The sequence below is a fragment of the Streptomyces sp. NPDC056479 genome (assembly GCF_042795335.1).
Lineage (GTDB): Bacteria > Actinomycetota > Actinomycetes > Streptomycetales > Streptomycetaceae > Streptomyces.
The window spans coordinates 898021-911742 of sequence record NZ_JBHTRZ010000003.1 but is presented as its reverse complement, the minus strand read 5'-3'; the positions used below and the strand labels follow the sequence as shown (position 1 = coordinate 911742).

Annotated in this window: 12 protein-coding genes; 5 read left to right on the top strand and 7 right to left on the bottom strand. The window is 70.8% G+C overall.

Annotated features, from left to right (window positions below):
• Complete coding sequence (locus tag ACFQ6S_RS15505; protein ID WP_383408635.1) at positions 1 to 1050, bottom strand: amidohydrolase family protein; 1050 nt, start codon at positions 1048 to 1050, stop codon at positions 1 to 3.
• 106 nt (positions 1051 to 1156) lie between these two features.
• Positions 1157 to 1789 carry a TetR family transcriptional regulator gene (locus ACFQ6S_RS15500; RefSeq protein ID WP_383408633.1) on the bottom strand — a complete coding sequence of 211 codons (633 nt, stop codon included), beginning with the start codon at positions 1787 to 1789 and terminating at the stop codon, positions 1157 to 1159.
• 174 nt (positions 1790 to 1963) lie between these two features.
• On the opposite strand from ACFQ6S_RS15500, the gene ACFQ6S_RS15495 reads away from it, so the two are divergent.
• From ACFQ6S_RS15495 to ACFQ6S_RS15480, 4 genes are all read left to right on the top strand, one after another.
• Positions 1964 to 3583 (top strand): bifunctional 3-(3-hydroxy-phenyl)propionate/3-hydroxycinnamic acid hydroxylase, encoded by a 1620-nt coding sequence (locus tag ACFQ6S_RS15495; protein WP_383409282.1) that lies wholly within the window; start codon positions 1964 to 1966, stop codon positions 3581 to 3583.
• Positions 3580 to 4455, top strand: coding sequence for an alpha/beta fold hydrolase (locus ACFQ6S_RS15490; RefSeq protein WP_383408631.1), 876 nt, complete (start codon positions 3580 to 3582; stop codon positions 4453 to 4455). Before ACFQ6S_RS15495 ends, ACFQ6S_RS15490 begins: the two co-directional genes overlap by 4 nt.
• A complete protein-coding gene (locus ACFQ6S_RS15485) occupies positions 4452 to 5456 on the top strand; it encodes a VOC family protein (protein ID WP_383408628.1) in 1005 nt (334 codons plus the stop codon). Before ACFQ6S_RS15490 ends, ACFQ6S_RS15485 begins: the two co-directional genes overlap by 4 nt.
• 312 nt (positions 5457 to 5768) lie before the next feature.
• Entirely contained in the window at positions 5769 to 8903 is a 3135-nt protein-coding gene (locus tag ACFQ6S_RS15480; RefSeq protein WP_383408625.1) for an ATP-binding protein, read from the top strand.
• On the opposite strand, the gene ACFQ6S_RS15475 is transcribed toward ACFQ6S_RS15480, so the two are convergent.
• The 3 genes from ACFQ6S_RS15475 to ACFQ6S_RS15465 all read right to left on the bottom strand — a co-directional run bounded on the left by ACFQ6S_RS15475 (position 8881) and on the right by ACFQ6S_RS15465 (position 11077).
• Positions 8881 to 9675, bottom strand: a complete 795-nt coding sequence (locus ACFQ6S_RS15475) for an ABC transporter permease (protein ID WP_383408622.1) — start codon at positions 9673 to 9675, stop codon at positions 8881 to 8883. The genes ACFQ6S_RS15480 and ACFQ6S_RS15475 overlap by 23 nt on opposite strands.
• Positions 9672 to 10640, bottom strand: a complete 969-nt coding sequence (locus tag ACFQ6S_RS15470; protein ID WP_383408619.1) for an ATP-binding cassette domain-containing protein — start codon at positions 10638 to 10640, stop codon at positions 9672 to 9674. The genes ACFQ6S_RS15475 and ACFQ6S_RS15470 overlap by 4 nt, the downstream gene beginning before the upstream one ends.
• Positions 10641 to 10741: 101 nt before the next feature.
• On the bottom strand, positions 10742 to 11077 hold the full coding sequence (locus tag ACFQ6S_RS15465) for a YnfA family protein (protein WP_383408614.1): 336 nt from the start codon (positions 11075 to 11077) through the stop codon (positions 10742 to 10744).
• A gap of 94 nt (positions 11078 to 11171) precedes the next feature.
• Between ACFQ6S_RS15465 and ACFQ6S_RS15460 the strand changes: the two genes are divergently transcribed.
• On the top strand, positions 11172 to 11660 hold the full coding sequence (locus ACFQ6S_RS15460; RefSeq protein ID WP_383408611.1) for a flavin reductase family protein: 489 nt from the start codon (positions 11172 to 11174) through the stop codon (positions 11658 to 11660).
• 96 nt (positions 11661 to 11756) lie between these two features.
• Here the strand turns inward: ACFQ6S_RS15460 and ACFQ6S_RS15455 are convergent, their stop codons facing one another.
• On the bottom strand, positions 11757 to 13286 hold the full coding sequence (locus tag ACFQ6S_RS15455) for a helix-turn-helix domain-containing protein (protein WP_383408608.1): 1530 nt from the start codon (positions 13284 to 13286) through the stop codon (positions 11757 to 11759).
• Between the two features lie 65 nt (positions 13287 to 13351).
• Positions 13352 to 13549, bottom strand: coding sequence for a DUF4236 domain-containing protein (locus ACFQ6S_RS15450; protein ID WP_383408605.1), 198 nt, complete (start codon positions 13547 to 13549; stop codon positions 13352 to 13354).
• Positions 13550 to 13722: the final 173 nt, after the last annotated feature.

Below are 13722 nucleotides of genomic sequence, written 5' to 3'. Positions count from 1 at the left end.
TCAGTCCGTGCCGGGCTGGACGAGCTTGAAGACGAGCCGGGCTCCGGCGCGCCGGGCGGACTGGCGCAGACGTGCCGTGAGCGGACGGGGCGTCGGCGCCGGGGGAGTGCCGCCGGCCAGGCGGGGGAAGAGCGCCTCGGCGTTGGTGCGGTTGACCGCCGTGAGGGTGCCGGGATCGACACCGCTGTCGAGTCCGCTCGCGAAGTACTGCCCCGCCGCGGCCGGCGCGAAGGGCCAGTCGCTGCCGAACAGGATGTGCCCGGGACGGGCGAAGGCGAGCAGCGTGGGCAGTGCCGCGGGACTGGAGGAGAGCGCGGTGTCGAAGTAGAAGCCGCGGAAGTCCTCCAGGACGTCACCGGGGCTGCGCCCGAGGTCGCTCGCGATGGCGACGGCCATGCGATGGGAGGCGTACGGCACGAAGCCGCCGCCATGGCTGAGGACGAACCGGATGTTCGGGTACCGGCCCGGGACGCCGTTGCGTACGAGCAGATAGGCGGCGCGGGTCGTGTCGAGGAGGAAGTCGGCGGCGAACGGCGGGATGCCGTCCACGGCGGGCGCGGGCAGCTCTGCCGGGTGGACGAACACGACCGCGCCGTGCGCGTCGAGGACCCGCCACAGGGCGTCCTGGCCCTCGGCGCCCAGATAGCCGCCCCGGTTGTTGGCGAGCAGGACGACCCCGTCGGCCCCCAGCTCGGCCAGGGCGCGCTCGGCCTCCCGCGCCGACGCGGCGACGTCGGGCATGGGCAGGGTGGCGAACCAGCCGAGGCGGGCGGGGTGCCCGGCGCTGAGGCCGGCGCAGTGGTCGTTGAGCCGCCGGGCGAGGCCGGCCGCCTCATCCGGGTCGGTGAGGAAGCCGGTGCCGGGGGTGGAGACGGAGAGGATCGCCGTCTCGGTACCCAGCAGGTCCATCGCCTCAAGGGCCGCCTCAGGGCTCCAGTCGGGCACCGCGCGGCCGCCCGCCTCGACGATGCCGGCCCTGGCGAGGGCGTCGCGGTAGAGGGCCGGGACGAGGTGCTGGTGGACGTCGATCCGGCGGGGTGCGTCTGTCATGGTGCGGTTTCTCGTCCTTCTCTGGGGACTTCTCTGGGGACTTCTGCCGGGACTTCTGCGGGGACTACTTCAGCGACTTCTCCGGGGACCTCTCTGCGGGTCGGGCTCATCCCTCGCTCCTCTCCGCCGCGCGGACGGCCGCCTCGTAGACGAGCCGCGCGTGCAGTTCGAACATCGCTGCCAGGTCACCCCGGTCGCCGTCGATCTCGTGGTGCACGAAGAGCCCGTCGGCGCCGGCCACGGCGTACGTCGTGAGAGTGCCGACGACGTCCTCGTCCAGGGACGGGAAGAGGGCGCGGATCATGTCCGTGATCCGTGCCCTGGCGATGCCGCGCACCTGGAGGAACTCGGATCGCCCCCGGGGCTCGGCGGGGTGCCGCTCCAGGGCGAGCATCAGGCCCAGGCGCAGAAAGTCAGGAGCCTCGACCAGCGAATGCGCCACGTTCGCCGCCATGGCCGTCACCCGCTCCAGCGGAGTGCCGGCCTCGGCGCCGGGCAGTTCGACGGCCCGCAGCCAGGCCGCGAAGCTGCGCTCGATGACCGCGGCGATCAGGTCGTCCTTGTCCTCGAAGTGCCAGTAGATCGAGCTCGCGGGCAGCCCGCACTTGGCGCTGACCGCGGCGATCGAGGTGCCCTCGTAGCCGCGCTCGCCCGAGATCTCGACGGCGGCGTCGAGGATGCGCTGCCGCGACTCCACGCCGTTCGCCCGCTTTCTGCGTGCCGTCGCAGGCCTGGTCATGGGAGCTGCCTTTCCCGTCATGCCGGCACTTGACCGGCCCTGACGTCGAGCTTACCGTAGCGTTCACTCCAATTGGAGTAAACGCTACAGCAACGTGCCATGGAAGAGCCGAAGAGCCATGGAAGAACCGAAGAGCCGCGACAGGGACGACAGTGAGGTGACCTGGTGAAGGGGATCAGTGCCGGGGGCAGGACCGGAGGCGGAGCCGACGACGAGGACGAGTACGACGTCGCGGTCATCGGATACGGCCCCACGGGGGTGACCGCCGCGAACCTGCTGGGCGCCGCGGGCCTGAGAGTCGTCGTGCTGGAGCGCGACGCCGAGGTCTTCTCCCGGGCGCGGGCGATCTCCACCGACGAGGAGGTCCTGCGGATCTGGCAGCGCGTCGGCCTGGCCGAACGGCTGAAGCACGACATGCTGGCCGACCGGCCGCTCGACTTCGTCGACGCACGCGGCCGCGTCTTCCTCAGCGCGCACCCCACCCCGCGCGGCCACGGCCATCCGCCGCAGATGTTCATCTACCAGCCCGCCCTGGAACAGGTCCTGCGCGACGGCGTCGGCCGCTACCCCGGCGTCGACGTGCGGCTTCGGCACGAGTGCGTGCGGCTGCGCCAGGACGCGGACGGCGTGGAACTGACGGTGGTGGCGACCGCAGACGACTCCGTACGACGGCTGCGCGCCCGGTACGTCATCGCGGCCGACGGCGGCTCCAGCCTCACCCGGGCACAGCTCAACGTGGGCTACGAGGGACGGACGTACGAGGACCGCTGGGTCGTCATCGACACCAAGATGATCAAGCCCTGGCCGGACCACGACCGGCTGCGCTTCCGCTGCGACCCGGCCCGCCCGGCGGTCGACTGCCCGACGCCGCTGGGCCACCACCGCTGGGAGTTCCCGATCCTGCCGGGCGACGACGAGACGCACCTGACGACCGACGACGCGATCCACTCGATGGTGTCCCGGTACGGCATCGACCGGGACCAGATCGAGATCTTGCGCGCCACCGTCTACAGCCACCATGTCCGCTTCGCCGCCCGCTTCCGGGTGGGCCGGGTCTTTCTCGCCGGTGACGCCGCCCACGCGATGCCGCCGTGGATAGGCCAGGGCATGGCCGCCGGGGTGCGCGACGTGGCCAACCTGTGCTGGAAGCTCGACGCCGTGCTGCGCGGAGAGCTGCCCGAGCCGGTGCTCGACAGCTACGAGACGGAACGCAAGCCGCATGTGAGGGAGGTGACCAGACGGGCGGTGTTCGTCGGCCGGATCATCACTGACCGGCGGCCCGTGGTCACCTGGCTCCGGGACGCCCTGCTTCCGCTGCTGAACCGCGTGCCGGGCTTCGGCGGCCGGCTGCAGGACTCCCACTGGATCCCCGTCGCCCGCTACGCCGACGGCCTCCAGGCCCGCCCCCGCACCAGGGCATCGGGCCACCAGATCCCCCAGCCCTGGGTCACCGGCCCCGACGGCACCCGGGTCCGCCTCGACGATGTGCTCGGCGGCCGCTGGCTGCTGCTGCACGACGGACCGCCCACCCCGCAGCCCGCGTGGCGGCGCAGCGGCGTCCCCTCGCTGACCGTCCTGCCGGCCGGCTCGCGTCCGGCGGAGGGCGCCGTCGTCGACCGGGACGGCGTACTGCGTACCTGGATGACCGTACGCCGGGCCGCCACGCTCGCCCTGCGCCCCGACGCCTACGTCTACGCGGCCGCCCCCTCGGGAGCCCGACTCCCCCCGCCCCCGGCCGGATTCGCGCCGACCTCACACATGACCACCTCCACCGCCGTCCAAGGAACGCCATGAACCCGCACACCACCGCCCCGACGTCGATGCGGGAGTCGCTGCTCGACGTCCTCGGCAAGAAGATCTTCGTCGCGGAGACCGGCGACGGCCCGCCCGTCCTGCTGCTGCACGGCGGCGGCCCCGGCGCCTCCGGCGTCTCCAACTACACCCGCAACATCGCCGAGTTGGCCAAGAAGTACCGGGTCATCGTCCCCGACCTGCCCGGCTACGGCCGCAGCACCAAGGGCATGGACGGCACCGACCCCTTCGGTTACCTCGCCTCCGGCATCCGCGGAGTGCTCGACGAACTCGGCCTGGACAAGGCCCACTTGGTGGGCAACTCCTACGGCGGCGCCTGCGCCCTGCGCCTCGCCCTGGACACCCCCGGCCGGGTCGACCGTATGGTCCTGATGGGCCCCGGCGGCATCGGCACCACCCGCGCCCTGCCCACGCCCGGCCTGAACAGCCTCCTCGACTACTACTCCGGTGACGGCCCTTCCCGCCTGAAGCTGGAGAAGTTCATCCGCACCCACCTGGTCTTCAACGCCGCCGACGTCCCCGACTCGGTGATCGACGCCCGCTACGAGGCCAGCATCGACCCGGAGGTGATCGCGGCCCCGCCACTGCGCCGTCCGGCCGGCCCGAACGCCCTGCGCACGCTGTGGAGGATGGACTTCACCCGCGACGCCCGCCTGTCCCGGCTGCCCGTGCCGACGCTGGTGCTCTGGGGTGCGGCCGACCGGGTGAACCGCCCGTCCGGTGGCCGGATGCTCGCCGACCGCATGCCCAACTGCGACCTGTACGAGGTCGCCAACACCGGGCACTGGGTGCAGTTCGAGCGGGCCGAGCTCTTCAACCGGATCTGCGCCGACTTCCTGGCGGGCCGCCGATGAACACCGCCTCGGTCTTCGGCTCGGTCCACCTCGGCTACATCGTCATAGAGACAAACCGCTTCACCGACTGGCGTCGCTTCGGCACCGACGCGATCGGTATGCACCACGACGACCTCGACACCGGCCTGATGCGCTTCCGCCTCGACGACCAGGAGTGCCGCTTCCTGCTGCGGCGCGGACCCGCCGAGGACGTCGTGGCCACCGGCTGGCACCTCGACGACCACACCACCTTCGAGCAGATCGAGGCCCGCGTCCGCGCCCATGGCGTGCCGTGCGCCGAGGGCACCGCGGAGGAGGCGGCACAGCGCGGCGTCGAACGCCTGCTGCGCTTCCCCGGCCCGAAGGGCATCACGCAGGAGATCTACACCACCCCGGTCCTCTCGCCCAGGCCCCTGAAGATGCTCGCGGCCGGCTGGGTCACCGGCGATTCGGGCCTGGGCCATGTAGCCATCACCTCCGCCGAACCGGCCTTGATGCGCGGCTACTTCGACACGGTCTTCGACGCCCGCCTCACCGACTACATCGACGAGACGATCAGCGGCGTCAAGCTCAAGATCCGCTTCCTGCGCGTCAACGAACGGCACCACTCCATCGCCATCGCCGCTGTCCGGGGTCTGCCCGTCGACCCCGTGCGCACCCGCGTCCAGCACCTCAACATCCAGGCCGCCTCTCTCGACGACCTGGCCCGCAGCTACGACCGCGTCCATGAACTCGGCTTCGACATGGCCCTGTCCGTCGGACAGCACACCAACGACAAGGAGCTCTCCTACTACGCCCGCACCCCCTCGGGCTTCGAGTGGGAGGTCGGCTGGAACCCCCTCGTCGTCGACGAGACGACCTGGGAACCCAGCACCCATCAGGGCATCAGCATCTGGGGCCATACCCCGGTCGGCCGGAGAATCGTCGACAAGCTCGACCAGTTCCGGCTCGGCGCCCGTTCCCTCGCCCGCCCGGAGAAGACGGTCCCGGCCCTCAGCGGCGCCGGCATCCCCGACGACTGACCTCCCGACCGAGACCGCGGGCGGACAACGCATCGGGCCCGTCCGCGCACTGCGCGGACGGGCCCGATCATGGAGCGCTGGGCAGGCCTTGCACCTGCATTTCCCCGCAGGAAGCGGGGCGTCTTTCCTTGGACCACCAACGCGAGACCAATCGCCCCGAATCGCGGCGACCAGCTCGTGATCCAGTTTAGCCCATGCCGCGCCGACCCGGTCCACGCGGAACACTCCTGGCCGGCCCGGAGGCAGCCGCAGGACGTCTCGCGTGGGCAAATCCGAGCGGCGTAGTCCTGTCCGGCTGGTTAGTCTGCACGGGTGACGACCGAGTTGACCCTGCTGTCCCGCGTCGCCTGGCACGGACGGGAGATCACCGCGCCTCGGCTGCGCGGACTGTTGGCGCTGCTCGCGCAGGAGCTGCGCACCGGCTGCAGCACGGGTCGGCTGGTGGAGGGGCTGTGGCCGGACGAGCTGCCGGAGCGGCCCGGCAAGGCGGTGCAGGTCCTGGTGTCGCGGCTCAGGGGGCAGTTGGGCGCCGATCTGATCGTGAGCACGCCGACGGGGTACCGGCTGGCGCTGGACGAGACACAGGTCGACGCCGCCGCGGTGGTGCTGTACGAGACGGCGAGCGCCGAGCGTACGCGGGCGGGCGATCACACGGGCGCCCTGGCGCAGGCCGAGGAAGGCCTGGCCCTGTGGGACGGGGGCACGGGCGCCGGTACGGGGGAGGACCTGCACGATCCTGTGGTGGCGCTGCGGGCCGACCGGGTCCAGGCCCACCGTTCGCTGGTCCGCTCCCGGGCTCTCGCCCTCGCCCGAGTGGGACGGCAGGACGAGGCCGCCGCACCGTTGGCCGAGCTGGCCCGGGAGCTGCCGCGCGACGAGGAGGTGCTGGCGCAGCTGCTGCGCTGCGAGGCCGCCACGGCGGGCCGGGCCGCCGCCCTGAGCCGGTACGACGTCTATCGCCGCAAGCTGCGCGACGAGCTGGGCACCGACCCGGGGCCCGGACTGCGCTCCCTGTACCAGGAGTTGCTCCGCGCGGACGCGCCGCCCGCTCGGCACGGCATCCCCCACGACCCGAACCCCCTGCTGGGCCGGGACGCCGACATCGCCGCCGTGGCCGGGCTGCTGCGCACGGCCCGGGTGGTCACCGTCGTCGGTCCCGGCGGGCTGGGCAAGACCCGGCTCTCCCATGCCGTGAGCCGGGCGGCCGAGCAGCCTGTCGTGCACTTCGTCACCCTCGCCGGTGTCACCGCCGACGACGACGTGGCCGGTGAAGTGGCCTCGGCCGTCGGCGGCGGGGAGGGCCGTCAACGCGGCGGCGGCCAGGACGCGGTGAGCGGGATCGTGGCCGCGCTGGGACCCGGACCCGTGCTGCTGGTGCTGGACAACTGCGAGCACGTGATCGTCGGCGCGTCCGGTCTCGTACAGGCACTGGTGTCGCGGTCGAAGGAACTGCGCGTCCTGGCCACCAGCCGGGCTCCGCTGGGATTGACCTCCGAGTCCGTGTACGCCCTGCCGGAACTGTCCCTGCCGACCTCCGTCGAACTCTTCGAGCAGCGGGCGCGGGCCGCACGGCCCGGTGTGGACCTGCCGGCGGATCAGGTGGCCGCGATCTGCCGGCACCTGGACGGGCTGCCGCTGGCCGTGGAGCTGGCCGCGGCCCGGGTCCGGGTGCTCTCCGTGGCCGACATCGCGCGCCGTCTGAAGGACCGTTTCGCGCTGCTGCGCGGCGGCGCCCGTGACGCACCCGAGCGGCATCGCACGCTGCGGGCCGTGGTCGAGTGGAGCTGGAATCTGCTGGAGCCGGAAGGACGGGCCGCGCTGCGCGCCCTGTCCGTGTTTCCCGGGGGCTTCACCGAGGAGGCGGCGGAGTACGTCCTCGGCGAGAACGGTGACCCGCTGGAGCTGCTGGAACAGCTGGCAGGGCAGTCGCTGATCAAGGTGGACGACGGTCCTTCCGGGGTGCGGTTCCACATGCTGGAGACCCTGCGGGAGTTCAGCGCCGGGAAGCGGGCCGAGGCCGGGGAGGACGAGATCGGGACCGACCGGTTCCTGGCCTGGGCACGGGACTTCGGGCGGGCGCACCACGATGTGCTCTTCAGCGCCGACCCGGTGTCCGCCTGGAAGCACGTCCGGGCCGAGCAGGACAACCTGGTCCTGGCGGTGCGCTACGCCCTGGCGCGCGCCGACCTGCCGACCACCGCCGCGCTGACCGCCGTACTGGCCTCGTTGTGGGCCACCGACACCAACTTCGCCCGGCTCTCCGCGCTCGCCGCCGAGACCGGCGCGCCGTTGTCCCACTTCCATCCCGGGCCCGAGGACGTCGAGTCGGCCCGCAGCGCGGCCGCCGTCTGCGTGGCCAGCCTCTTCATGGCACATGGTCCGCATGCCGTACGGCAGCTCGCCACGCTGCGCCGGCTGCCGGCCGCCCCGCCGGACACCCTGCTGCGAGCGCTCTCCGTCGTGCTGTGCGCCCTCCCGGACACCCATCCGCCCGCATACGCGCGGCTCGGGGAGCTGTGCGAGGCCGACGAGCCCTTGCTGGCGGGCGTCGCGGCCTGCATCGCCAGCTATGTGTGGGAGGCCGAGCACGACCCGGAGCGCGCGCTCGAGTACGCCCGCCTGTTGCCCGACCGGCTGGACCCGCTCGGCAACCCCTCCATGCTGCTGCTCGCCCATGGGCGGATCAGCGAGCTGTGCCTGCAGTCCGAGCGGGGGGACGAGGCGTACGACCATCTGCGCGCGGCGCTCGACGCGCTCGACCGATTCGGAGAGTGGTCGGACTCGATCGGCGTCCGTGGGGGACTGGTGCTCGCCTCTTTGCAGCGCGGGGAGATCGACGAGGCGGACCACTGGCTGGAGCTCGCCGCCCTGGACCAGCAGCCGGAGTCCGCCCGGATCTTCGCCCCCGATCTGGCCGCCCGGGCGGAGATCGCGCTGGCCCGGGGGCTGTCCGAGATCGGGCTCGGGCTGTGGCGCCAGGCGGTCGAGCAACTGCGCAAGGACCGGCTGCTGCAGGACTACGATCCGTTCGTGGATCCGTGGGAACTGCAGGTGCAGGCCGCCGCGGTGGCGGCGCACGCACAGCACGGCCGGCTGGAGCCGGTGGCCGGGCTCACCAAGAAGCTGCGGGAACGGCTGCTGGGGATGCTGTCCGACTCGGGCGAGGGATCCCCTCTGGAGCTTCCGGTGTACGGCACCGTCCTGCTCGCCCTCGGATACGCCGCGCTGGCCGAAGGCGACCCGACGGCCGTACGGCTGATCGCGCTCGCGGAACGGATGCCGGTGGTACGGGAGTTCCCCACGCTGTCCTCGTCCCGGTCCCGGCAGGCGGGCGAGAACGCGGACCGGGCCGCGTACGCCGACGCGAGGTCGAGGTACGCGGCCCTGGGGCGGGATCAACTGCGGGTCGTGGCCCTGCACGAGCTCACTGCCGCGGCTCACGGCTGAACTGCGCCTTGGACCACAGGTAGCCGAGCACGGTCAGCCCCAGGCACCAGGCGACGGCCAGCAGCGCGTTCGTCGTACCGATCCCGCTGCCCAGCAGCAGCCCGCGCAGGGTCTCGATGAAGGGCGAGAAGGGCTGGTACTCGGCGAACCAGCGGAACCAGCCCGGCATGGCGTCCACCGGCACGAACGCGCTGGACAGGAACGGCAGCATGACCAGCGGTTGCGCCATGTTGCTGGCTCCCTCGGCGTTGGGGCTCGCCAGGCCGAGGCCGACGGCGATCCACGTCAGCCCGACGCTGGCCAGCGCCATCAGCCCGGCCGCCGCGATCCACTCGACCGGCGTCGCGTCGGGCCGGAAGCCGATGGCCAGTCCGATGCCCAGGACGAGCACCAGAGCCATCAGCGTCTGGATCACGGTGCCGATCACATGACCGATCAGCACGGAGGCACGTGAGATCGCCATGGTGCGGAACCGGGCCATGATGCCCTCGGTCATGTCGGTGGCCACGGACACCGAGGTGCCGAGCGAGGTCATGGCCACGGTCAGGAAGAGGATGCCGGGGACGAGGTAGGCGACGTACTCGGACCGGTCCGCGTGGCCGCCGGTGATGCCGGCGCTCATCACATTGCCGAAGACGTAGACGAAGAGCAGCAGCAGGATGACCGGCGTGAGCAGGAGGTTCAGGGTGAGGGAGGGGTAGCGGCGCGCGTGCAGGAGGTTGCGCCGCAGCATGGTGAGGTTGTCGCGGAACGCGTAGCCGGCGGTGCTCATCGGACGGTCTCCTTGGGCTGGTCGGGAACGGTGGCGCCGCCGGTGAGGGCGAAGAACACGTCGTCCAGGTCAGGGGTGTGCACGGACAGCTCGTCGGCCTCGATGCCGGCGGCGTCCAGCCAGTCGAGGATGGCGCGCAGTTCGCGCTGGCTTCCGTCGCTGGGGATCTGCAGGGTGAGCGCGTCGTCGTCCCGGGTGGTCTCGCGCAGCGCGGTCGCGGCCCGCTCGTAGAGCTCCGGGTCGGAGAAGCGCAGCCGCACGTGCCCGCCGGGGATGAGCCGCTTGAGCTCCTCGGCACTGCCCTGCGCGACGAGCCGGCCGCCGTTGAGCACCGCGATGCGGTCGGCGAGTTCGTCGGCCTCCTCCAGATACTGGGTGGTGAGGAAGACGGTGACGCCGTCGGAGACCAGCTCACGGATGATGCCCCACATGTTGTGGCGTGAGCGTGGGTCGAGACCGGTGGTCGGCTCGTCGAGGAAGATGATCCGCGGACTGCCGACCAGCGTCATGGCGATGTCCAGACGCCGCTTCATGCCGCCGGAGTAGGTGGACGCGGGCTTCTTCGCGGCCTCGGTGAGGTCGAAGCGCTCCAGCAGCTCGGTGGTGACCCGCCGCCCCTCGCTCCGGGAGAGATGGTTCAGGTCGGCCATCAGCAGCATGTTCTCCTCGCCGGTGATCAGTCCGTCGACGGCGGAGAACTGCCCGGTCACACCGATCGCGGCACGCACCGCCTGGGCCTCGGCGACGAGGTCGTGCCCGGCGATCCTCGCCTGTCCGCCGTCGGCGGAGATCAGCGTGGACAGGATGTTGACCGCCGTGGTCTTGCCGGCGCCGTTCGGCCCGAGCAGGGAGAAGATCGTGCCCGCGGGCACCTGGATGTCGATGCCGTCGAGGACGGTCTTGTCCCCGTAGGACTTGCGCAGACCGCTTGCTGCGATCGCGAGCTCTTGATGCGTCGTCGTCATGCCGCAGAGCTTGCGACCGCGGCGGTTCAGAACGGCTTCAGCCGGGTTTCAGTCCCGGTGAGAGAGAGTTTCAGCCGACGGCGTCCTGCGGTGCGAGCGGCTCAGTTGCCGCGGGGCGCGTACATGATCACGGCCATCCCGGTGAGGCAGACCAACGCGCCGATCACGTCCCAGCGGTCGGGGCGGTAGCCGTCGGCGACCATGCCCCAGGCGATGGACCCGGCGACGAAGATCCCGCCGTACGCGGCGAGGATGCGTCCGAAGTTGTCGTCCGACTGGAAGGTGGCCACGACCCCGTACAGCCCGAGAGCGATGACCCCGGCGCCGACCCAGATCCAGCCCTTGTGCTCCCGGATGCCCTGCCAGACCAGCCAGGCACCGCCGATCTCGAACAGAGCGGCGACGGCGAACAGGGCAATGGAACGGGCGACGGTCATGATCGGTGAGCCTATCGGTGGATGGCATGGACCCGTGGTGCGTGGTGAGGTGATGCCGAGAGGCGGATTCACGGGTGACGGGAGCGGCTTGGGCATGGCGGGCATGGACGAGTTCCTCGGACGGCTGAACCCCGACATGTGTGTGGTCACCGCCGCGGAGGGCGGCGAACGCGCCGGGTGCCTGGTCGGCTTCGCCTCGCAGTGCTCCATCCGGCCGGTGCGGTTCGTGGTGTGGCTCTCGGAGGTCAATCACACCTTCCGGGTGGCACGCTCCGCGCAGTTCCTGGCCGTGCACCTGCTGGCCCGCGAACAGCACGCCCTGGCCGAGTTGTTCGGCGGACGCACCGGCGACCGTGAGGACAAGTTCCGGCACGTCGGCTGGCGGGCGGGGCACGGCGGGGCCGTCATCCTTCAGGACGCGCCGGACTGGTTCGTCGGCCGGATCATCACGCGCGTCGGCGGCGGTGACCACATCGGCTTCGTCCTCGACCCGGTCGAGTGGGGCGGGCACGATGTGCACAACGGGCCGCTGCTGCGCCTCGACGACGCCAAAACGATCTCACCCGGTCACCCGGTGGACTGACCCGGACTGAAGCGGACCGAACTCGGATGCCGCCGTACCCATTTCTGACCTACCTCTTCGCAGAGAAGCAGGACCGAGTACGGCGGCATCCGCGTATCAGATGTCCCGGAAGATCTCGATCTGCGCCCCGACGGAGTTCAGCCGCTCGGCAAGGTCCTCGTAACCGCGGTTGATGACATACACGTTCCGCAGCACTGACGTGCCCTCCGCCGCCATCATCGCCAGCAGCACGACCACGGCCGGCCGCAGCGCGGGCGGGCACATCATCTCGGCGGCTCGCCAGCGGGTCGGGCCCTCGACCAGGACGCGGTGCGGGTCCAGCAACTGGAGCCGGCCGCCGAGGCGGTTGAGGTCGGTGAGGTAGATCGCGCGGTTGTCGTAGACCCAGTCGTGGATCAGGGTCTTGCCCGACGCGACGGCCGCGATGGCCGCGAAGAACGGGACGTTGTCGATGTTCAGACCCGGGAACGGCATCGGGTGGATCTTGTCGATCGGCGCCTCCAGCTTGGAGGGCCGGACGGTGAGATCCACCAGCCGGGTACGGCCGTTGTCGGCGAAGTACTCGGCCGTGCGGTCGTGGTCGAGGCCCATCTCCTCCAGGACCGCCAGCTCGATCTCCAGGAACTCGATGGGGACGCGACGCACCGTGAGTTCCGACTCCGTGACCACCGCGGCGGCCAGCAGGCTCATCGCCTCGACCGGGTCCTCGGACGGCGAGTAGTCGACGTCGACGTCGATGTTCGGCACACCGTGCACGGTCAGCGTGGTCGTGCCGATGCCCTCGACCCGGACGCCCAGCGTCTCCAGGAAGAAACACAGGTCCTGGACCATGTAGTTGGAGGAGGCGTTACGGATGACCGTGACACCGTCGTGCCGCGCGGCGGCCAGCAGCGCGTTCTCGGTCACGGTGTCGCCGCGCTCGGTCAGCACGATCGGCCGCCCGGCCCGCACGGACCGGTCGACGGTGGCGTGGTACTGGCCCTCCGTCGCCGCCACTTCCAGACCGAACCGGCGCAGCGCGATCATGTGCGGCTCGATGGTCCGGGTGCCGAGGTCGCAACCACCGGCGTACGGCAGCTTGAAGCGGTCCATGCGGTGCAGCAGCGGGCCCAGGAACATGATGATGGACCGCGTGCGTACGGCGGCCTCGGCGTCGATCGCCGCCATGTTCAGCTCGGCCGGCGGCACGAGCTCCAGGTCGACTCCGTCGTTGATCCAACGGGTACGTACACCGATGGAGTTGAGCACCTCCAGAAGCCGGTAGACCTCCTCGATGCGGGCGACCCGGCGCAGCACTGTGCGCCCCTTGTTGAGCAGTGAGGCGCACAGCAGTGCCACGCAGGCGTTCTTGCTGGTCTTGACGTCGATCGAACCGGACAGCCGACGTCCGCCGACGACCCTCAGATGCATCGGACCGGCGTACCCCAGCGACACGATCTCGCTGTCCAGGGCTTCACCGATTCGGGCGATCATCTCAAGGCTGATGTTCTGGTTGCCGCGCTCGATGCGATTGACGGCGCTCTGGGAAGTGCCGAGCGCCTCGGCGAGCTGCGCCTGTGTCCAGCCACGGTGTTGCCGGGCGTCACGGATGAGCCTGCCGATGCGTACGAGGTAGTCGTCTGCCATGAGGTTGAGGCTATCTCAGATATGAGATGGCACCTTCTCAGGGGGGCCATTCGGGTGACATGCCGTCAACGCCGCTTGGCGCTACGGGTACGCCGCCATCCGAAAGGTCCGGGCAAATCCATCGATGTCGTACGACGTCCCGTACTGCTGTGGGTGCGCCGGGGGCCGTGCCTGCCACCGGTGGTGAGGGACCAGGAGTGCCGGTTGATGTTCAGCCGCACTCCGGGCAGGATCCGGAAACTCTTGCGGAATGTCAGGGGCACGGATGCCTCCCTTCGATGTCGTGGTGCTTACCCCTCGGTTACCCCGACTTCGCGAACTGATGGCATGCCGAAAGCCGGAAGGGGGGGGGGGGGGAAAGGGGGGGTTTGCCCGTGGTTTCTTTGGTTTTTTTTCTTTTTCTCTTTTTTTTTTCTTTTTTTAGTCCCTCTCTACG